Origin of the sequence: Sporolactobacillus caesalpiniae (assembly GCF_040513385.1) — a bacterium.
GTDB lineage: Bacteria > Bacillota > Bacilli > Bacillales > Sporolactobacillaceae > Sporolactobacillus.
Genome location: NZ_JBEVCB010000003.1, coordinates 336,927 through 358,728, shown reverse-complemented (window position 1 = coordinate 358,728; position 21,802 = coordinate 336,927). Strand labels below are relative to the sequence as shown.

Here is a 21,802-nt window from a genome sequence, read left to right as displayed (position 1 = left end):
AAAGTTTGTCCTTTTTCACGAATGAGCCCCTTCACGTCCATAAACAACATTATTTTTTTATAAAAGCCATTCAATAAACAAACAGAACATCTTGCTGCATAAATAAATGGAGAACAGCGGACAAAGGCCCGGAGCTCTTCTCTTTTCTCCTTAGTTACCTCCTCAAACTTATCCTAACATGATTCGACTTTTTGTGAAAAAATGTATCCTATACTCACATTTTACGTCCATTTCACCTATGAAATGGTCAACCAGGAGGGCAATGATTGTTGTACCCATGTCAAAAGACATGGTTTGTAGCCACTAACTGTGATCAGACACTTTCATTGACGATCTCATGGTCGTTCATCAGGATATACTGTATGAGAAAACCTGCTATATAGTGGTTCGTTTTTGTAAGGAATCATGGGACCTTTTTTGTTCGAGTACGAACTTGAATAACTATCGATAAAATCAGATTAAGAGCGTTATACTGAAAAAGAGGCGTCTAGGGATCTCTTGATCCCCAAACGCCTTCCTATTATTCTCTCTTGCCTTCAATCGATGATTCGACCACCTGCTGCTTTGGACAGTCGATTCATAATCGCTTGGCCTATCCCTGTCTCAGAGAATGTCTCACTATATATAACATTTACCTTTTTTTGATCGAAATGACGCAGTACATCAAAAAGATTATGCGCTACCGTTTCAGGTTCGCTCCGTTTGCCGCAAACAAGGACAACATCCGCATCAGGATAGCTGTCTGCATTCTCTTCTGTCGTCAGCACGCCAATGCTGCGTCCACTATTTTTTTCATCTCGGATTAATTCACGAATTCGCTTCTTGCCGGTGGGCACCAGATACATCGTCGCTTCCGGGGCATAGTGCTTATATTTCATGCCCGGCGCTTTTGGTGCTTGATCCGAACGTGTCAATCCGGGGTCATCCGCAACCGCTCCTACCGCTTCAATTAACTGTTCTTTGGATACGCCGCCCGGACGAAGAATCGTAATTGGCGTTGTCGTGCAGTCCACTACCGTGGATTCGACACCGACACCGGTTTCCCCTCCATCTAAAATGCCTGCGATGTGACCATCTAAGTCATGAAAAACATGATCCGCTCGTGTCGGACTCGGTCGTCCGGAACGGTTGGCTGATGGGGCAGCAATTGGTAATCCGGATGCTAGAATCAATGCCCTAGCGACCGGATGACTCGGCATACGAACCGCTACGGTCGACAAACCGGCGGTTACTGCGTTCGAGACTTCTCCACGCGACGGCAGCACCAGGGTAAGCGGTCCCGGCCAAAACGTGTCGATCAATTTTTGAGCGATCGGGTGAATTTCCGTGCAAATCGAGCGAACCTGTTCTAAATTGGCGACATGCACGATCAGCGGATTGTCACTGGGTCTTCCCTTGGCTTCATAAATCTTTTGCACAGACTCTCGCAGCTTTGCATTCCCGCCGAGTCCGTACACGGTTTCAGTAGGAAAAGCGACAATTTCTCCTTGCTGCAGTTTTTCCGCTGCGGCCATAATCTGAGGCGTATGTTCAAGATCAGGAGCTTCAGGATCCACCCGCCATACTTGTGTTTCTACCATTTTCGTTTCCCCTTTTACTAGTTACTGATTCGCTCAGACAAAGCCTGCCGGTGAACTTGATGCCCGGTTGTCTAGTGTCCATTGGGTTACTGATTCGCTCAGACAAAGCCTGCCGATGGGCAAGCTCTTGGTACAGATAAAAAGTTTCATAGGCTGGCATTCGTATCACGCACCGGAGATACGTTCACAGGATGTGGTGATCTTCTCTGCATTCATGAACGTTCTCAACGGTGCAAACAAGGCCGGATTTCATCCGACCTTGTTTCATTCCGTATACACCATACCATTCAGACAAGCAGTACGCAACGCTTTTACCCCGCAATCGCATGCCAAGCTCTAGTGAAGAAATCAACAACGAATGAATGAACCTCGACCTTATCGACCGGTTGTGACGAGGGATCAGATGCTGTTGTTTCATTTTGCTGAGGCTGCTGCTTTACCTGCTTGCTCGCCTTTACTGGCTGCACTTCTTTTGGATCATCGACTTTATCGACCGATTGTGATGACGTTTCAGATGATGCTGCTTCATTCTGCTGCGGCTGCTGTTTGCTTGCTTTTACCGGACGCGCTCCCTTTCGAACATCGACTTTTGCCTGCACCTGTGCCCGAGGATTTGCTACCGCCTCACTATTAGAAAAGTCTAGGAAGCACAGCGGCGGGAACAGGACGCACCACCAATTCGCCCCTCTCCCATCTCCCAGCGTGACCACTAACGCATCGTATTTCCCTGCCGGATAGACAAAAGTACCATACATTTTCGTAGGAAAATCCGCTTGGCCAAGTTTTATTTTATAAGCACTGTCCGCATGCGCCCGCTTTAATGTCTGTTCAACCGTCCGCTTCAGTTCGGGCATATGAGCGCGAATGACTTTTTTTGCCTGATTGGTTGTTTTTAAGTCCTGAACCCACTTTGTTATATCTGCGTTCACCGCGTCACGTACCTGACGCTTCACAACCTGATCGGCGGGTGAATCACTATTGGCGAGAATGCGCAGTCGAATCGCGTTTTGAGGAATTGGTCCCTTCTGATCCGCTTTCGTTGTGCTATATTGCCAGAAAAAAAATACGAGTACTAGATTAATAGATAATAAGAGCATGAAAACAAATGATTTTTTCACAACGCCCGCCTCCTTACCACCCATTGTGGACACAGAAGCGGGAAACTAAACATACGGATTCAAATTACGTATTCGAACACTATTGAATCACAGCCATAACGTTGCGGTCATAACCGGAAATATCTTTTTCCACAGTCAGAGCTTTGATTTGGCTGGTGAATTTGTCACGAACTAAATCGGAAACGGCTCTTCCTTGAGCCGCGCCAATTTCAAAAGCAGCTATAAAAGAGCCTTCTCTTCGCCAAATCGAAGGTATGTCATCAATAATCCGCCGGTAGAATTCCAGACCGTCTATTCCTCCGAACAACGCTAAATGAGGTTCATAATTTCCAACCGTGTCGTCCAGCCCGCCCATTTCTTCTCGCGTTATATAAGGGGGATTAGAAACAAGTACATCACATGTTTCATTGTGCAGAGGCGCGAGCAGGTCTCCTTGGCGAAAATCGACGCACGCGCCAAGTGCCGCCGCATTCCCCTTGGCGACATCCAATGCCTTCTCTGACAAATCGACTGCTGTAATTCGCCAATCCGGATGTTCAAGCGCTAGCGTGATCGCGATCGCCCCGCTGCCGGTGCCGATATCACAAACTGACGGATGCTTCAGCTCCGGCATATAGCGTTCCACCCATTGCCCGACCCTCCAGACCAGCTCTTCCGTCTCCTGACGCGGGATCAGTACGTCGGGAGTGACTTTGAACGTTCGTCCATAGAATGGAGCAGATCCGATCATATACTGAACGGGCGTCCCGAATTGCACGTGGTCCGTGACCCTCGCACGCACCCATGCCGCATCCTCATCGTCTATCGGTTCTCTACGATCGGCAATAAGATCCGTTCGCGAGAGGTTTAACCGGGCGCAAAGCAGAATTTCGCCAATATTTTCATCGCGTTGATGCGCATTTAATAGTGAAGATGCCCAGTTCATCAGTTCATATCTTTTCACAGTCACCGAGCATCCGCCTGTTCCATTTTCTTCGCTTGATCATCTAAAATCAGCGCATTTATAATGTCATCTAATTTCCCATTGAGTACTTGATCCAATTGATGGATGGTCAAACCAATCCGATGATCCGTGACACGATTCTGAGAGAAATTGTAGGTTCGGATGCGTTCTGATCGGTCGCCGGTTCCAACCGCTGACTTCCGTGTCGAATCATAGTGAGCTTGCGCCTCTTTCTGATACTTATCATAGACACGCGCGCGCAGCACCTTCATCGCTTTTTCCTTATTCTTAATCTGCGATCGTTCCTCCTGACAGGAAACCACAATGCCCGTCGGAATATGCGTCAAACGAATCGCGGACATGGTTGTATTGACGCTTTGACCACCCGGTCCGCTAGAAGCAAATCGATCGACACGGATATCTTTGTCATTAAGATCAACCTCGACTTCTTGTGCTTCCGGCAAAACCGCGACAGTCGCAGTCGATGAATGCGTGCGTCCACCCGATTCCGTTTCAGGAACGCGCTGCACGCGGTGTGCGCCATTCTCATATTTCAGTTTCGAAAACGCACCTTTTCCGGAAATCATGCACACGATTTCTTTATACCCGCCGATTTCATTGGGATTGGTGTCGATAACTTCAGTTTTCCATCCTTGCTGCTCGGCGTAACGCGAGTACATGCGAAACAAATCCCCGGCAAAAAGGGCTGCCTCATCGCCGCCGGCAGCACCACGCACCTCAAGAATGACATTCCGATCGTCATTCGGATCTTTGGGAATGAGCAGCTGCTTTAATTCTTCTTCTATTCGTGGTCGATCCGACTCAAGGCGGTTGATTTCTTCAAGAACCATAGTCTTCATGCTCTCATCCAACTGTTCATCGAGCATCGATTCAGCGTCGGTTATTTCGGAAATCATTCGTTTGTATTTACGATATACTGAAACAATGTCTTGTAAATCAGACTGTTCTTTAGAATATTTACGCAGCTTAGCCGGGTCACCGATCACATCCGGATCAGCGAGAAGCTGATTCAGTTTATCATAGCGTTCTTCCATGGACTGTATTCGTTCAAACATTTCATCCACCTCAATTGTATCCGTCTGCATCCCATTTACTCTATTATATCAGTCATTTCATCGTGAAAAAACAGACGCAAATCATTAGATTGGCGGATGACTGTAACAGTTCCTACAGACTGGATAGTAGCTTTCATTACCGCCAATTTGAATCTGTTCTCCGGTATAGACGGGTTTGCCCCTGCCATCAATGCGCAGATTCATCGTCGCCTTATGTTCACAAAACCAGCAAATTGTCTTCATTTCTTCAATTTTGTCCGCATAGAGCAGCATATATTTGCTTCCCTCAAACAATTCATTTCGGAAATCATTTTTCAGACCAAAGCCCATAACGGGAATATGTAACCGATCGACAATGCTCGCGAGCTGAAGCACATGCGCTTTAGAAAGGAATTGCACTTCGTCAACAAGCACGCAGTGCGGGCGCGGGCGATAGTCGCTTACAACTGCGAAGAGGTTTGTGGACTCAAATACGGGATGCGCGCTCCGTTTAAATCCGATCCTGCTGGAGATCGCGCCAACCTGATACCGATCATCTATTCCCGGCGTAAATAGCAGAACAGACTTCCCCTGCTCCTCATAATTGTGAGCGACCTTAATAATTTCAATGGATTTACCACTGTTCATCGCCCCATACTTAAAGAAAAGCTGAGCCATTAGTTAGTCGTCCTTTCATGCAACTGAATTTTCTATATTGATTTCAGGCTGTTAAAAAGCAGGCAGTTGGCTGCCTGCGATTGATCATGTATGCTCGCCTTGTCCTAAAAAAACAAAAACGGCAAATTCCGCACCATTTTTCATCGCACCGGAACACGCCGTTTTTCTCTCTGGACTTCAAACGAATCTTATTTAAGATTATATTTCTGTTTAAACCGATCAACACGTCCGCCTTTGTCAGCGAATTTCTGACGGCCAGTATAGAATGGATGCGAATCGGAACTGATTTCGACTGTAATTAATGGGTATTCGTTTCCGTCTTCCCATTGAACCGTTTGATTCGATTTCTTCGTTGAACCGCTCAAAAATTTAAAGCCAGTACTTGCGTCCATAAATACAACCTTATGATAGTCAGGATGGATGCCTGCTTTCATCTCATTCATCTCCTTTGCGCCCTGATTATTCTCTCAAACCAGAGTCATATAGCGCCTAATAATATAACGCACAACGAGTATTATAACAGGCAGTCGTGGGGTTTGCAAGCAAGGTCTTATTTGGAAAACCATGCCATATAGCGTTTTTCTTCACTGCACCCAAAACAGGGTCAACCTTATCGTCCTTATTTTGACTGCAAACTGCCTTTTTTCTCTTTATCAAAAATATCGAAAAATTCCTGATTGGATTTCGTTTCACGAATTCGTTTATAAAAATGCTCCACAAACTCTTGAGATTCATCCATCGTTTTGCGCATGGTCCAAAGTTTGTCCAAATGATCACGATCAACAAGCAATTCTTCCTTGCGCGTGCTGGAACGTCGAATATCAATAGCCGGGAAGATTCTGCGTTCTGCCAGTCTCCGGTCAAGATGCAGCTCCATATTTCCTGTTCCTTTAAATTCCTCATAAATGACATCGTCCATGCGCGATCCTGTATCAACCAAGGCCGTAGCCAGTATGGTCAGACTTCCGCCCTCTTCAATGTTTCGAGCCGCGCCAAAGAATTTTTTCGGTTTATGGAATGCGGCGGGATCGATACCTCCGGATAGAGTCCGACCACTCGGAGGAATGACAAGGTTGTAAGCTCGGGCCAGTCGGGTCAAGCTGTCCATGAGAATAACGACATCTCGCTTATGTTCCACCAGACGCATTGCCCGTTCAAGGACAAGTTCGGATACCTTCACATGATTTTCGGGCACTTCGTCAAAGGTTGAGCTCACAACATCTCCCTTGACCGAACGCTCAATATCCGTTACTTCCTCCGGACGTTCATCGACGAGCAAAACAATTAATTCAACATCAGGATAATTTACAGTAATACTGTTGGCGATCTCCTTCAGTAATGTCGTCTTTCCGGCTTTTGGCGGAGCAACAATCATACCTCTTTGTCCAAAACCCACAGGTGAAACCATGTCAATAATTCGTGTGGAAAAATCTTCTTTGTCCGTTTCAAGAACCATGTGTCTGTCGGGATAAAGCGGAGTCAACGCAGGAAAATGAACCCGTTCCTTCGCTACATCAGGATTCTCTCCGTTAACGGCCTCAACCCTCAGCAGCCCAAAGTAACGCTCATTTTCTTTCGGGGGTCGAACTTTCCCCGTAACCTTATCTCCATTTCGTAAATCAAATCGACGAATTTGCGAAGCGGAAATATAAATATCTTCCGAGCTCGGCGAATAATTGATCGGGCGAAGAAAACCAAAGCCCTCAGTTGGAATAATCTCAAGAACACCTTCCATAAGTGATAAGCCGTCTTTTTCCGCCTGTTTTTTTAAAATCGAGAAAATCAATTCTCTTTTGTTCAATTTACTATAGTAGGATACTTTAAACTCTTTTGCATGCTCATATAATTCTTTAAGTTTCATATTTTCTAACTCTGCTAATGTAATCGGCATTCTCACACCACACTTTTTAAATTTATCATCAAATACATAAAGCCATAAACTAATTCGGCTTTATATTTTTACCTTCTTCACATCTGAAATTCGGAAAAGACATAGAACTGTGCTAGTTGAGAGGAGGGGAGGAATTAAGTTGAAAGAGCAAGCCACGAACAGCTGAGCAAATTTAAATTCTTCACGAGCATAAGCACAGTCTCTTCAGATCATAGATATCATTCAAAAAAAGCCAAACGCAATTTTTTTCTCACCGTTATAATTTTTTATAAATCACACTATCCCATTAATATCATATTATACCCTTTTAATCAACCATTAGTCCCGTATTTTCAACGGATCTAATTAGAAAATTTAGTTTCATCGAGATTCTGATGGTAAAACAGCCGTTGCTACGGCCTGGATGGCCCAGATTCCAGATCCGGTGAACCGCAGAATGTGCTGGTTTCGATAGTGTTCCTTTTTTGCGAATCACGTACACCGTTTCTTTGAATTCAGAATTTTGTGTTTTGTTAATGATGTAAAAAAGGATCTGCACGAAAACACACATGGTTTCTATGCAAATCCTGACTTATTCTTGCTCCTTAAGACTTTCTCTAGCTTCATCCTCGAGCATGCGCTCGCGCCAGATGTTGGCACCGATAGCTCGCAGCTTCTCCATGATATGATCATAGCCGCGATCAATATGCTCAACACCAACAATTTCTGTAATGCCTTTTGCCATTAATCCGGCAATGACCAGTGATGCTCCCGCTCTTAAATCAGTGGCTCGAACCTTCGCACCCTCAAGATGTGTCGGTCCGCTCAAAATTGCTGAGCGACCTTCAACTTTCACATTCGCCCCCATGCGCCTTAATTCATCAATATGTTTAAAACGCGCGCCATAAATGGTGTCCGTGATAATACTCGTGCCTTCCACTTGCGTCATTAAACTTGTCAACGGTTGCTGGAGATCTGTTGGAAATCCCGGATAAACCAACGTTTTCACATCGGCACTTATCAAGCGCTTATTGCTTCTCGAGACAAGAATTTGATCCTCGCCTACTTGCACATCGGCGCCCATTTCACGAAGTTTCGCGGTCAGTGATTCCACATGCTGAGGGATCACATTGTCAATCAGCAAACGATCGGCTCCGGCCGCTCCGATAATCATGTATGTGCCGACTTCGATTCGGTCGGGAATAATCATATGTCTGCATCCATGGAGCTGCTTCACGCCTTCAATGCGAATGACATCTGTTCCCGCTCCTTTAATCTTGGCGCCCATACTCGTCAATAGTGTCGCTACATCAATAATTTCCGGTTCTTTCGCCGCGTTCTCAATGACGGTCTGCCCTTCGGCTTTAACAGCCGCAAGCATGATATTAATTGTCGCGCCAACGCTGACGACGTCAAGATAGATCCTCGCCCCGCGCAAAGAATCCGCACGTAAATAAATCGCTCCGCGTTCATTCGTCACTTTTGCCCCAAGCGCCTCAAATCCTTTGATGTGCTGGTCGATGGGACGCGGACCAAGATTGCACCCACCGGGGAGACCAATCACGGCTTTATGAAACCTGCCGAGCATCGCGCCCATTAAATAGTAGGAAGCACGCAATCGTTTCACTGAACCATTCGGAAGCGGCATGTCCACCATCTTTCTCGGGTCAACAACAAATGTATGGTCGTCAAAAGAAACAGTTCCGCCAATTTCACGTAGTAGCTTACATAGTGTGCGCACATCTGAAATATCGGGAAGCTGGTCAATGGTAACAGGTGAATCAGCAAGAATGGTGGCCGGAATCAACGCGACCGCACTGTTTTTCGCTCCGCTTATTTGAACGGTGCCATTTAAACGTGTGCCGCCTTCAATTAGTAATTTATCCATGGTCAGAATACTTCCTTTTCCTTTTACATCAAATTATCAAGCGCTTTTCTAAGAACACTCATACATGAAACCAGGCAGGCAAAACCATTATATGTACAAAATTAACACTATGCTCTCGTTTTCATAAAAATTACTGAGCATTTATAGGTCCTGCCGACAACTAGAAGACTCTTTCAGCATTATAGCATAAACCTGCAAATCATGTGTGTACAGACTCGTCCCCTATAGAAAATTCAATTAATTATTTTGCGCACTGCGGGCATTCTTTCTCAACTGCAGCAATGAGTTCCTGAAGATCAAAAGGTTTTGAAAAATGCGCGATTGCGCCATCCCGCAATGCTTCCTTAACGAGCGTATTCTCGCCATAAGCAGTCATAATCATCACTTTCAGATTCGGTTTCATTTGCATCATATGGTGCAATATTTCCATACCGCTCATTTTAGGAATTTTCATATCAAGCAGGACGAGCTTTGGGTCCTCTTCTTTGAGAAATTTAAGTGCCTGATCACCGCTGCCCGCCGTCAAAATGGGGTACCCTTCCTTTTTAAAAACTTCTTTCAGCAATAATCGAATACCTGCCTGATCGTCAACAATCATAATTTTGTTTGCCTTTGTTGCGCTGCACACCAAATTCTGTTTTACCATTAGATTGCCCTCTTTCGTTCATTCTTTGCAACGCGCTCTGTGCGGGTTCAGATTTGTCTTTACATATATCACTTCTTTATCGAACGTCATTTCCCTCTTTTAAATTATTAGAAAAAAAGCAAAAGCCGGCAGGTCGATTCATAAATCAATCGGTCTGCCGGTTTGCTCACACATTTATAGGTATTAACATTTATTATTCATTAGCCAAAGATGCTTTAATGAAGTCGTGGAATAATGGTTCCGGCCGTGTCGGACGCGATTTGAATTCCGGATGGAATTGGCACGCCACAAACCAAGGATGATCATTTAATTCAATCATTTCCACAAGCCGATTGTCCGGACTCAAGCCTGAGAACACCATGCCTTTTTCCGTCATTTTTTCACGGTACTGGTTATTGAACTCATAACGGTGACGATGGCGCTGGTAGATAATTTCTTTATTGTAAGCGTCAAAAACCTTCGTATCCTTCACGATTTTACATGGATATAACCCAAGGCGCAGGGTGCCGCCCAAATCTTCAACATCCATTTGTTCCGGAAGGAGGTCGATAATCGCTTCCTCAGCGTCTTGATTAAATTCGGCAGAATCCGCTCCGCTTAATTTCAATACGTGACGAGCAAATTCTATCGTCGCCAGCTGCATACCGAGACAGATGCCGAAGAACGGCACCTTATGTTCACGTGCGTATTGGATAGCCAAAATTTTTCCTTCAATACCTCGATCACCAAATCCGCCCGGAACAATGATACCTTGACAATCCTTTAACTGTTCATTCACGTTGTTTGGCAGCAGATCTTCAGAGTTGATATACTGAACCTTCACTTCCGTATCGAAGCTGTATCCCCCGTGCTTCAGTGCCTCAACAACAGAAATATAGGCATCCTGAAGCTCAACATATTTACCGACCAAGCCAATTTTCACATGTTTTTTCGGATGAAGGACCTTATCTACCAAATCATGCCACTGGCTCATATCTGCTTCACCCTGCGGCAGGTGCAACTTCTCACAGACGATATCGTCCAAATGCTGATCCTGCAACTGCAGCGGAACCTGGTAGAGCGTTTCTGCGTCACGCGCCTCAATGACGGCTTCTTTGTCGATATCGCAGAATAAAGCGAGCTTCGCTTTCATCTCTTCGGAAACCGGCAATTCGGTACGAACAACAATGATATTCGGCTGAATACCAAGACTGCGCAGTTCTTTTACACTGTGCTGCGTCGGTTTTGTTTTCATTTCACCGGCCGCTTTCAGATAAGGAATCAATGTACAGTGGATATAAAGCACATTGTCCAAACCAACATTACTCTTAATTTGTCTGATCGCTTCTAGGAACGGGAGGCTTTCGATATCACCGACCGTACCGCCGATTTCCGTGATCACGACATCAGCGCCCGTCGTTTTACCCGCTCGGAAAACACGATCTTTGATTTCATTCGTGATATGTGGAATGACCTGAACGGTGCCGCCTAAGTAGTCACCCCGGCGTTCTCTTTTCAGAACTGTGGAATAGATTTTACCTGTTGTAACATTGCTGTTTTTATTTAGATTGATATCAATGAACCGCTCGTAATGCCCAAGGTCGAGATCGGTTTCTGCACCATCGTCGGTAACAAATACTTCACCGTGCTGATACGGGCTCATTGTCCCCGGATCCACATTAATGTATGGATCAAACTTCTGGATCGTCACTTTCAATCCGCGATTTTTCAAAAGACGTCCCAGTGACGCCGCGGTAATCCCTTTGCCGAGAGACGAAACCACGCCTCCGGTCACAAAAATGTACTTCGTCATCCTTGATGATTTCCCCCTTATCAATAGAAAAAACTTGGTGAATTCATACGGCTAGCACAGTGATAAATCTACATGGCAAGGGGTCGTCATTACGATCAATTTCGACCTTTTTCGACCGGTTTTTCTTGCCTTTGTTTGTAAAAAAGCAAAAGCGACACGCTCCCCTTTCGGAGGGCTCGCTTTTGCTTTGAATTTCGTTCTATTTGTCGCCCTTTGCAATTCTAACAAACTTGCCCAGTTGAATCAAGAGTACGTTACAGGAAAAAAGCCCCTGCATGATTCGATGAAATAAGATTGGGTTGTGCTCCATTCCATTGACTCTGTATTCTAGCTTATTTGCGATGCAAAAGGCACATCCGTACGGTCGTAAGTTTATTCTTCTTCATCATCAATAATCGCGTTACGCTTAATTCTTTTCACATCGTCATCTTCAAAATCATCATCGTTGTCATCGTCTGTATCATTGTCTTCATCTAAATCTTCTTCTTCATCATCTTCGTCATAATCATCAAATCCATCATCCGCTACCTTATGCTTCTCATGATGGCTGTCCCCGAGTGTTTTAGCGATATCATCCTCGCGTTGTTCCAGCGGGTACCAGTTGCGCAGCGCCCAGAGGTTATGACCAACGCTCAGAAAACGTCCGTCAAGAATCAACGTTGTATAAAGACGAGCCAGTGATTCGCCGCCATCAGCCTCAACTTCGCCGTCTTTATAAACCATGTCGGTCAGTTCATAGAAAGTTTTCGGTTCTTTCGACTGGGACAATATATCATAGAATTGGTCAACCTTCGCTTTTTCAACCACGTGTTCTGTCAATGGAAACATCCTTTCCCTTTATCATACCTTATCAAGGCTTTAACATCCGCCCTGCAGTAGGTTTTTCTAACGCAAGACTTCTGAATGCTGAAAAAAATCCCGCAAATCGTTTATCCAAAAAATCTATTTGGACGTCCGTCACGGAAGTACGCACACTGAGACTCATTGTAAGGTTATACAATAAATACAATAATCCGTTCATGGATTAAAATCAAGTCTAGTCAAAAAAATTCTCAGTAAAACAAGATACAACGATAAAATTGGGATATATTAAATGATAACCGGCGCAAATTATACGCCTAGTTGATCGGAGGAACGATGATGCACCCATTCGTCCAACTACTCATCATTTTTTTTGCACTCACCATTCTCTTTTTTGCCTTGGTCCTGTTCGACATTCACGCGGGATTAAAATCGAAACGGCCCTTAATTGCCGAGCGCAATCCAATAACCGGACTTAACAATTTCCGCTATTACACAAATGGTCATGCGCTCTTCGAAGAAATGAAGCGAACCATCAGCAATGCCAAGTATCATATTCATCTTTCCTTTTTTATCTTTATCGCAGACGATGTAGGGGAAGAATGGATCAACCTCTTAAAAAGAAAAGCGGCAGACGGCGTCGAAGTCCGATTGCTTGTCGACGCCCTTAGCAGTTTCGCACTAAGAAAAAAAAGAGCAGAACTCGTTAAAGCAGGCGTTCAGCTTGCTTTCTCAGGAAAACCAACTTTTCCATTCACCTTTTATTACCTAAACCATCGCAACCATAGAAAGATGATGATTATCGATGGAAAAATCGGCTATTTCGGAGGCTACAATGTCAGTCGCGACTATATCGGCCGCAACCCGAAAATGGGACCATGGCATGACAACCATTTAAAAATCGAAGGCGAGAGCGTTCCCGAACTTCAGCGTTTGTTCCTTGAAGACTGGAAAAAAGCAACCCACGCAGATCTTCTCAAGAACAGTACCTATTTCCCAGCGGTTGCTAAAGGACCATCACCTCTGACACTGATTGGAACGGACGGCAAACAGCTTGAAACCTGCTTTGTTGATAAATTGAGCAGTGCCCAAACATCCATCGTGATCGGATCTCCTTATTTTGTACCAAGCAAGCGGCTCATGGACGTGCTCGTCAACCGCGTGGAGCACGGAGTTAAGTTGAGCATTCTCTTACCAATGAAAAAGGACCACGCGCTTGTTCAACCGGCTTCATATCAATACCTTGAACCGCTCTTGAAAAAAGGTGCCGAGCTTTTCCATTTTTACCAAGGATTTTATCATTCGAAGGTTTTCATTATTGACCGCAGACTATGTTATCTTGGTACGGCAAATTTTGATCAGCGCAGTCTGTTTTGGAACGATGAGCTATCAGGATTCACTGAGGATCCTGAACTCGTCCACCAAGCACTGGTACAATTGAAAAAGGAAATGAAAGACAAATCCGTCTCCATTCCTTACGACCAATTGGCCCGTCGCTCACCTTGGGCTAAATTAAAAACCAAAGTGTGCGCGTGGTTCAGCTACTTTCTTTAAACAAACGCTCTGCCTCGCTCTGCATACAAAACAGCCTCCTGATAAGGATTGGAGGCTGTTTTTACTTAATCCATTCTTTTGTTCACATTTTTTCCGGTGCGTTAACACCGATCAGTTCCATTCCGTTTTTAAGCGTAATACGAACAGCTTTCATTAGAGCGACTCTCGCCTTGCTAAGCAGCACATTATTTTCGTCAAGCACTTTTTCAGCGTTGTAGAAACTGTGCAGGCAAGCTGCCAGGTCATACAAATAGTTCGGAATATGCTGGATCGCCAACTTCTCCGCGCTGTCCGCGACAACTGCAGGAAAATCACCCAGCTTCTTCAGCAAATCAATTTCCTTATCTCCTGTGAGCAGGTTCAGGTCAAGCTCCGCGGCGTTATCATGTTCAAAAGCCTCCGCCCGTTTCAGCATGCTGGTGATTCGTGCATATGCATATTGAACGTAGTATACCGGGTTTTCATTCGAATGCGAAATCGCCAGGTCCAAGTCAAAATCAAGATGGCTGTCCGAGCTGCGCATGGCGAAGAAATAACGTGCGGCGTCAACACCCACATCCTCCATCAACTCGCGCATCGTGACCGCTTTACCTGTACGCTTGCTCATCTTGACCTTCTCGCCATCCTTGAATAGGTTAACCAGCTGAATGATCTGTACCGTTAATTGGTCAGGATTGTAACCAAGCGATTGAATCGCCGCTTTCAGTCTCGGCACATAACCGTGGTGATCTGCGCCAAGCACGTCAATCAACTGTTCGAACCCGCGATCAAGCTTGTTTTTGTGGTACGCGATATCCGGCGTGAAATAGGTGTAGCTGCCGTCCGATTTAACAAGCACTCGATCCTTGTCGTCGCCATATTCAGATGTCTTCAGCCACAACGCTCCGTCTTTTTCGTAAACCTCGTCTTTATTTTTAAGATACTCAAGAACAGGCTCAATCTTATTATCCTCATAAAGAGAACGTTCGGAGAACCAGTTGTCAAAATGGACACGAAAGTCTCCAAGATCTTTTTTGATTCCGCGCATGAGGTGCTCAACACCAAAATTCCGGAAGAAGCGGCTTCGTTCTTCAGCAGGTTTCGCTGACAGAGCATCACCATAGTTATCAACCAGCTGCTTCGCCAGTTCAATGATATCCTTGCCGTGATAGCCATTTTCCGGAATCTCCGCGCTCCTTCCTAATTGCTGAAGATAACGGGCTTCCAGTGAAACCGCCAAATTGGCAATCTGATTTCCGCCATCGTTGATGTAATATTCCGGTACGGCATCGTAGCCGGCCTTGTTCAGCAGCTTGCACAACGCATCGCCGACCGCCGCACCTCGACCGTGGCCAAGGTGAAGACTGCCGGTTGGATTTGCAGAAACAAATTCGACGAGGACCTTCTTCCCGGCGCCACTGTTTGAAGCACCGTAAGAATCGCCTGCCTCGATAATTGTCGGAATCAAATTCGTTAAATAGTGATTATCTAGGAAGAAGTTGATGAATCCGGGTCCCGCAATCTCGATCTTGCGAATATGACCTTTCTCCTTGTCAAAGCTCGCAATCAATTCTTCGGCGATTTTCCTCGGCGCCTTTTTTGCAATTCTTGCGAGCTGCATCGCCATATTGGCTGCAAAATCGCCGTGCGACTTGTCTTTCGGCGCTTCAAGTACTACATCCGGCACTTGCTCCGGGGTGGCAAGACCCGCCTTGATCACCGCCTCTACAATCTCTTCCTTTAATTGATGCTTGACTTGCTCAACGATCGTCATCTTATATAACCTCCAAAATTGCGTCTGGCGCATATCTCGCATTGTATTCTATGTGGTATCATTTCCGGAAACCGCTGTTCTCAGCTTGGCTTTAACCGATCTTATAGCGGTAATCAAGCAACACTTTGCCCACCGATTGATCCGCAACGCTTAAGTCGTAGACAAGTCGCACCGCCCCTGAATCGCCTGAGGTATCGCTATCAATAATCTCGGCGCTCGCCTTCGTTTCCATATGACCGATTTGCGTGCCGTAAGTGCCGGTCATTGTCTGTCCGATCATGAGCGGCTGCCTCATCGGAGAAGCGCCCTTGCGTATAATAAGTGCTTCTTTGTCGCCGACTCGAATCGTGTAATCGGCAGGCCCGACATCTGCGATTTCAGCGCTAAAAACTAGATACAGACTTGATCCGCTTCTACCGACCCTCCCCTGAAGAACAGCAGTCGTCTTCTGCTGCTTCCTAGACTGTCCGGGATCACAGATTCGGCTTATAAAAACGATTTCAGCATCACGCGTCTTCATTCAGCAGCCTTCTTTCGTAACCGCATGTGTTCATACTTATACTACTATAAAAGATTGACTATCTCTGGGCAAGGTTAACCCGGCTATTTTTCCAAGGATTCTATTTTTTTCTCGTATTTATACCTTAATTCGTCTTTTTCGATTCGCAAGGTTTAGAAAACGGCGGTTTCATCCATAATGAATGGTAAAAACAAAGACACACACGGCGCTGTCATGGCTGCCTGCTTTTCGGATTGAGGGGGTGCTGATCCATGCGTTTCGACATGAGGATCCGAAAAAGGAAGAACGTAATCACGCGATGGGGCGTCCGCATCGCCGCATTTTTTCCTATACTTCTGCTGCTCTGCGTTGCTATACTTCTCTTGTCGGCAAAGATTGCCGGACCGATGGATATTCCGGCATCGCGTCCTGCCGTTATCTATGACAACAGCGGCAAGTTCATTGGAAAATGGGATACGACCAACAGACAATGGGTAAGCAGTGACAACATGGCGCCTTCGATCAAACTGGCAACGCTTGCCATCGAAGATCGCCGCTTCTTCCACCACCATGGGTTTGATTTTCAGCGAATCGCTCAGTCCGCCTTTGTCGATATGCGCAGCTTAAGTAAAGCTCAGGGCGCAAGCACAATCACGATGCAGTATGCGAAAAACCTGTTTTTATCCAACGACAAAACATGGTTGCGCAAATTCTCCGAAATGTTCTACACTGTTCGTCTTGAAATGAATGAATCGAAAAAAGAGATTCTTGAAGGCTACTTAAATACAATCTATTACGGGCATGGTGCATACGGAGTTGAAGCCGCCGCACATGTATATTTCAACAAGCGTGCAGAAGATCTTAGCCTTGCTCAATCCAGCATGCTGGCCGGAATCCCAAACGGCCCCAGCCTTTATTCGCCTTTTCTGAACTACGATTTGGCTAAAAAGCGGCAAAAGGTTGTTTTGAACACGATGGTAAAAAGCGGCTATCTCACAAAAAAGCGTGCTGAAATCGCATACCATTCGCCGCTTCAGCTGGTACGCACGGACAAAAAAGAAGCAGAGAAAGCACCTTATTTTCAAGACGCAGTTAGGCACGAACTGACGGAGCATCTGCACATCAGCCAAAAAGAATTGGCCTCCGGCGGGCTCAAGGTCTACACAACGCTCGATAACGAAACACAAGAAACGGCAGAATTTTGGATCAAGCATACCATACCGGATTCATCAAAAATTCAAACAGCGCTGGTTGCTTTGGATCCGAAAACCGGTGGTGTCGTAGCGATGGTCGGAGGTCGTGACTATCAAAGCAGTTCCTATAACCGGGCAGTAAGCGCAAAGCGCGCGCCGGGTTCTGCGTTTAAACCGTTTCTTTATTATGCGGCTCTACGGAATGGCTTCACACCGGCGACTCGTTTAAAGAGCGCGCCAACGGCATTCACCTTTGACAATGGCCATTCCGACTACGCGCCGAACAATTTCGGCGGCTATTATGCGGACAAACCGATTACCATGGCGCAAGCGCTTGCCCTGTCCGATAATATTTTTGCCGTAAAGACACATTTAGCAATTGGCATGCAGCACTTAGTCCAAGCTGCCCGCCAAGCCGGAATCTCGAGCGCGCTTGCGCCAATTCCCTCTCTGGCTTTAGGTTCAAAGCCGGTAAGCGTTCTTGAGCTCACCCGCGGCTACGCGACCTTCGCCAATGAGGGCGCGCGTGTTCACCCGGCGCTTATTACACGCGTGACTGATCATGCAGGACGAACGCTTTATGAATGGGCGCCAAAGAAAAAGCAAGTGCTGAATCGTCAAACATCCTACGTTCTCTCTCAGATGATGACCGGTATCTTTGATAAACGGCTGAATGGATACACGCGGGTGACGGGTAGCCCGGTAGCAGGATTGCTGACGCACAAAATCGCCGCAAAAACCGGATCGACATCAGCAGACAGTTGGATGGCAGGATTCACACCCGATTTAGTCGCCTCGGTCTGGGTCGGCTATGACAAAGGCGAAACCATCAGTACATATCCGGACACCGGCTATGCGAAAACAATTTGGAGTCATTTTATGGAATCAGCGCTCGAAGGAACACCAAAGAATGCATTCAAACCGCCTAAAGGCGTCGTTAGCGTCAGTATTGACCCGAAGAGCGGCCTTCGCGCTGGCAAAGGATGCACCGGACGACCCACTTATTTTGTAAAAGGAACTGAACCGACCGCGTACTGCGGTCAATCGAAAGCCGAAAAAGCCATCAAAAAGAAAAAGAAGCCACGCAGCATGCTTGACCGCCTGTTCCATTGGTGGAAATAGCAATGATGTGAACGAAGACAACGCCCGCTTTTGAGCTCACTAAAAAGCAACAGGAACTTCCGATATAAAGTTCGGACAAGTTCTGTTGCTTTTTTGAATGCAGATTAAAAGTTCTAGTTGAGGTCATTTTATTTCTCAATCACGATGTTCTTCTCTTATACTTAGATCACCGAGCAAAAAAGAGGTGATCTATGATGATTATTTTATTTTTAATTGGCGGATTGATTGCCGGCGGTATTATTCCTGTACAGACCTCTATTAATTCCAGACTAGGCGTTGAAGTCGGGTCGCCCTTCATGGCTTCGTTTCTGTCATTTTTTACCGGAACACTGACTCTGGTTATCCTATCTCTGGTTATTGATCATAAACTCACCTTCGCTCCGGATAGTTTCCACAATAACCCGTGGTGGATCTGGACCGGTGGCGCGCTCGGGGTTTTCTACCTGACCTCGAACATTCTGCTGCTTCCTCAACTAGGTGCGGCGCTGACCGTTGTAATCACACTTATCGGTCAAATGATCATGGCCATTGCAATTGATCAGTTCGGCTGGTTCAACGTGCCCATTCATGAACTGAACATTCCGCGCCTGATCGGGATTGTCTGCATGCTCGGCGGCGTTTTTTTGATCAAGAACTATTAAGGAGAACTATTAAGGAGAACCATTATGAAGCGTAAAAAATTCACAGTAACAGTACTATTTCTCATCTGGGGGCTCGCCGCAGGAATGGTATCACCGGTTCAGACATCGATAAACACCCAACTGCGCTATGCCGTCCAGTCGCCTTTTCTTGCGTCACTCATCTCATTCATGACCGGCACATGCATCCTTGTGCTTGTCACGCTGATCATCGACCGCAAAATGACGATGGATCTAAAACTAATTCCGCGCGCGCCAAAGTGGATTTGGATCGGCGGAATGCTCGGCGTCATTTTTGTCACGTCTAACATTTTGCTGCTGCCTGTGCTTGGATCGGCGCTAACTGTTGTTTCGGTACTCTGCGGTCAGATGATCGTCGCCATAGCCGTCGATCACTTCGGTTGGTTTGGCGTCGCGAAGCATAAAATGAATTGGCCACGCGCGGCGGGTCTTGTATTAATGATCGCCGGTATTTTGCTGATTCAACAGTACTAATGCGCCTGTGACCCGTTCATTCAGCCGTGAGCGATGCCTTCAAATCCGGATTAGCTCGTTCCCATTGCTCAGGCGCAACGCTGATCAAAAATTCACGAAGTACCTTTTTTGATTTGGCATCCATATCATCCAGCATCACTTTTCCTTTGAGCGCTTTGTCCATTTTATTAACGTGATCCGCCAGTACCTTATAACCGCGTTTGATCTCCCGATGGATAATCATTTCGGCGGCGCCGGCTCCTGAGTAACGCGGTCCTTCTTTGGTCACTTCCGTATTTACCCAGACAAGCCAATATTTTTTCCCCCCGCCTTGCAGATCGTCCTTATTTGCCGAAAAACGGATTCTGCGTTCAATAGCGCTGCGCGCGTGGAGCGCACCTATGTCAACTTCCGCTTTGCCTTCTTCCACGTCAATGATGACTGGAGATATAGTGTCCAAATTGATCAACCCGGCGCCAAAACCGCCATGGCCTTTTGTCGAATCGCCTTTAATTATATTAAAGCCTGATTTTTTTCCATCCTGATGAAAAATATCCAAATTAGTCACCCTTTCAGACGTGATTAATCTCACTGTTGTTAGTTTATCACATGCGCTCCGGCAACGCCCAATTGACGAGCAGATCATCCCTGCACCATCTGCTCAAATCAAGCATCCTATGCGTCAGATGCCATAAAAACCGTTGTAAATTAGGTTGTGACAAACGCCCTGATCTAATTAATTGATTCAAAGCGCCGCATCCTATAGACTCAATATTAGTGAACGATCTGATCGTCTGTCGTTGCTCACCTCCTATGAGCAACGATGAAGTCAAGTTTTCTAAAAGAATGTGAGGGGAACACCATGCGCAATAAAAAGCCATTCACGATCACTCAAGTATCCGCAGATGGACGCTTTGGTTTGGAACGTGAGAACTTAAGAATCGATCCACGCGGTACGCTGGCGCTGACACCGCACCCCCTTGCGTTCGGTGACAAGCTGACTAATTCTGAAATTACAACTGATTTTTCTGAGAGTCAGATTGAGTTGATCACTCCCGTTGCGCATTCCGTGCAGGAACTGTTTGCGCATGAAAAACGGTTGACCAAGACAATTTATACGGGGATTAACGATGAATTACTATGGCCGCTGAGTACCCCTCCTTCGTTATTACCGGCAGAAGACCAGATTCCGATCGCGGATTTTGGTCGCAAAGGGCAAGATAAAACGGACTACCGCGTCTACCTCTCGAAGAAATACGGGCGCATTAAACAACTCTACTGTGGTATTCATTTTAATTTTTCTTTTCCTGACCATCTATTTCCAAATCAGGATGCATGCAACCGCTTTTATCTGAATCTAGTCGCAAATGCTCTGCGGCATCGCTATTTTCTTGTTCATCTGCTCTCGGCAAGTCCGGAACGAATCGAGTCGATCTCTTATCGTTCCGTACGACTAAGCACGCATGGATACAAAAATCTTGAACCCGTGTATCCAGACTACTCAAGCCCTCAGCATTACATTGACTCGCTTCGCGACGCCGTAGAAAGAGGCGTGATTGAAAGTCCACGCGAACTCTATCAGCTCGTCCGAATTAAAGGAACAGGCTTTGAAGATCTTGTGAACGCACCGAAAGCGGGTAGGATCGAACTGAGGATTGCCGATCTCAATCCACTTTTTCGTGCGGGAATCAATCCAAACGATCTGTATTTGATGCATCTCTACCTGCTCTGGTGTGCACAAAGTGACGCTAGTGAGTTTACAAGAGAAGACCAAAAAGAAGCGAATGCGCGATCAGATGAAGCAGCGTTATGCACGGTCACCGACTCGTTTAGCGTTAAAATGAATGCACTGTTCGATGCTTTAGTTACGTTCACACGCAGCCAAAGCCTCCCTGCCGCTTATGAATCGGCACTAAACGACGCACGAGCACGCTGGATTGATCGTTCAAAAAGTTATGCCGCACGCGTTCATTCCGAGCTCAAGCGCGATCCGTCGGCAGCGATGCATTGGGCAAGACAAATGAAAAATGCGTACCTTTCCCCCTGTCGCTCAGCTCATTAACAAGCATTTAACCGTTTGCCACAATGAGACGAACGCATAGTCAAGATGATTTCCTATATCTCTCCTTTATTCCAGCCATTGCCAAAAATGGAGACAGCCTTTATTCTTAAAGTAGAAATGTCCCAAACGCGCAGAA

Annotated in this window: 19 protein-coding genes; 5 read left to right on the top strand and 14 right to left on the bottom strand. The window is 46.0% G+C overall.

Features of this window, described 5'->3' with window-relative positions; all coding sequences use genetic code 11:
* Nucleotides 1-536: 536 nt before the first annotated feature.
* The 11 genes from ABWW58_RS07690 to rpoE all read right to left on the bottom strand — a co-directional run bounded on the left by ABWW58_RS07690 (nt 537) and on the right by rpoE (nt 12,398).
* Nucleotides 537-1,580: an L-threonylcarbamoyladenylate synthase gene (locus ABWW58_RS07690; protein WP_353868561.1), complete on the bottom strand. Its 1,044-nt coding sequence runs from the start codon at nt 1,578-1,580 to the stop codon at nt 537-539.
* A gap of 311 nt (nt 1,581-1,891) precedes the next feature.
* Nucleotides 1,892-2,698, bottom strand: coding sequence for a stage II sporulation protein R (gene spoIIR / locus ABWW58_RS07685; RefSeq protein ID WP_353868560.1), 807 nt, complete (start codon nt 2,696-2,698; stop codon nt 1,892-1,894).
* Nucleotides 2,699-2,777: 79 nt separating this feature from the next.
* Nucleotides 2,778-3,647 carry a peptide chain release factor N(5)-glutamine methyltransferase gene (gene prmC / locus ABWW58_RS07680; protein ID WP_353868559.1) on the bottom strand — a complete coding sequence of 290 codons (870 nt, stop codon included), beginning with the start codon at nt 3,645-3,647 and terminating at the stop codon, nt 2,778-2,780.
* Nucleotides 3,644-4,717, bottom strand: a complete 1,074-nt coding sequence (gene prfA / locus ABWW58_RS07675) for a peptide chain release factor 1 (RefSeq protein WP_353868686.1) — start codon at nt 4,715-4,717, stop codon at nt 3,644-3,646. Before prfA ends, prmC begins: the two co-directional genes overlap by 4 nt.
* Nucleotides 4,718-4,801: 84 nt before the next feature.
* A complete protein-coding gene (locus ABWW58_RS07670) occupies nt 4,802-5,374 on the bottom strand; it encodes a thymidine kinase (protein WP_353868558.1) in 573 nt (190 codons plus the stop codon).
* A gap of 188 nt (nt 5,375-5,562) precedes the next feature.
* On the bottom strand, nt 5,563-5,808 hold the full coding sequence (locus ABWW58_RS07665; protein WP_093670789.1) for a type B 50S ribosomal protein L31: 246 nt from the start codon (nt 5,806-5,808) through the stop codon (nt 5,563-5,565).
* Nucleotides 5,809-5,993: 185 nt separating this feature from the next.
* Nucleotides 5,994-7,265: a transcription termination factor Rho gene (gene rho / locus ABWW58_RS07660; RefSeq protein ID WP_093670791.1), complete on the bottom strand. Its 1,272-nt coding sequence runs from the start codon at nt 7,263-7,265 to the stop codon at nt 5,994-5,996.
* Nucleotides 7,266-7,836: 571 nt separating this feature from the next.
* Nucleotides 7,837-9,132 (bottom strand): UDP-N-acetylglucosamine 1-carboxyvinyltransferase, encoded by a 1,296-nt coding sequence (gene murA, locus ABWW58_RS07655; RefSeq protein ID WP_353868557.1) that lies wholly within the window; start codon nt 9,130-9,132, stop codon nt 7,837-7,839.
* Nucleotides 9,133-9,373: 241 nt separating this feature from the next.
* Nucleotides 9,374-9,778, bottom strand: coding sequence for a response regulator (locus ABWW58_RS07650; protein ID WP_353868556.1), 405 nt, complete (start codon nt 9,776-9,778; stop codon nt 9,374-9,376).
* 193 nt (nt 9,779-9,971) lie between these two features.
* On the bottom strand, nt 9,972-11,570 hold the full coding sequence (gene pyrG / locus ABWW58_RS07645; RefSeq protein WP_093670799.1) for a CTP synthase: 1,599 nt from the start codon (nt 11,568-11,570) through the stop codon (nt 9,972-9,974).
* 372 nt (nt 11,571-11,942) lie between these two features.
* A complete protein-coding gene (gene rpoE / locus ABWW58_RS07640) occupies nt 11,943-12,398 on the bottom strand; it encodes a DNA-directed RNA polymerase subunit delta (protein ID WP_353868555.1) in 456 nt (151 codons plus the stop codon).
* A 312-nt stretch (nt 12,399-12,710) separates the two neighbouring features.
* On the opposite strand from rpoE, the gene ABWW58_RS07635 reads away from it, so the two are divergent.
* Entirely contained in the window at nt 12,711-13,925 is a 1,215-nt protein-coding gene (locus tag ABWW58_RS07635; RefSeq protein WP_353868554.1) for a phospholipase D-like domain-containing protein, read from the top strand.
* Between the two features lie 82 nt (nt 13,926-14,007).
* Here the strand turns inward: ABWW58_RS07635 and argS are convergent, their stop codons facing one another.
* Together argS and ABWW58_RS07625 are read right to left on the bottom strand one after the other, a co-directional pair.
* Nucleotides 14,008-15,678 carry an arginine--tRNA ligase gene (gene argS, locus ABWW58_RS07630; protein ID WP_353868553.1) on the bottom strand — a complete coding sequence of 557 codons (1,671 nt, stop codon included), beginning with the start codon at nt 15,676-15,678 and terminating at the stop codon, nt 14,008-14,010.
* 91 nt (nt 15,679-15,769) lie between these two features.
* Entirely contained in the window at nt 15,770-16,198 is a 429-nt protein-coding gene (locus ABWW58_RS07625) for a YwiB family protein (protein ID WP_353868552.1), read from the bottom strand.
* A gap of 251 nt (nt 16,199-16,449) precedes the next feature.
* Between ABWW58_RS07625 and ABWW58_RS07620 the strand changes: the two genes are divergently transcribed.
* The 3 genes from ABWW58_RS07620 (at nt 16,450) to ABWW58_RS07610 (ending at nt 19,625) form a co-directional block, all read left to right on the top strand.
* Nucleotides 16,450-18,492 carry a transglycosylase domain-containing protein gene (locus tag ABWW58_RS07620; RefSeq protein WP_353868551.1) on the top strand — a complete coding sequence of 681 codons (2,043 nt, stop codon included), beginning with the start codon at nt 16,450-16,452 and terminating at the stop codon, nt 18,490-18,492.
* A gap of 194 nt (nt 18,493-18,686) precedes the next feature.
* On the top strand, nt 18,687-19,133 hold the full coding sequence (locus tag ABWW58_RS07615; protein WP_353868685.1) for a DMT family transporter: 447 nt from the start codon (nt 18,687-18,689) through the stop codon (nt 19,131-19,133).
* A gap of 24 nt (nt 19,134-19,157) precedes the next feature.
* Nucleotides 19,158-19,625, top strand: coding sequence for a DMT family transporter (locus ABWW58_RS07610; protein WP_353868550.1), 468 nt, complete (start codon nt 19,158-19,160; stop codon nt 19,623-19,625).
* A gap of 16 nt (nt 19,626-19,641) precedes the next feature.
* On the opposite strand, the gene ABWW58_RS07605 is transcribed toward ABWW58_RS07610, so the two are convergent.
* Nucleotides 19,642-20,172 (bottom strand): YwhD family protein, encoded by a 531-nt coding sequence (locus tag ABWW58_RS07605; protein WP_353868684.1) that lies wholly within the window; start codon nt 20,170-20,172, stop codon nt 19,642-19,644.
* Between the two features lie 294 nt (nt 20,173-20,466).
* Between ABWW58_RS07605 and ABWW58_RS07600 the strand changes: the two genes are divergently transcribed.
* Complete coding sequence (locus ABWW58_RS07600; protein WP_353868549.1) at nt 20,467-21,666, top strand: glutathione synthase; 1,200 nt, start codon at nt 20,467-20,469, stop codon at nt 21,664-21,666.
* The last annotated feature ends 136 nt before the right edge of the window (nt 21,667-21,802 follow it).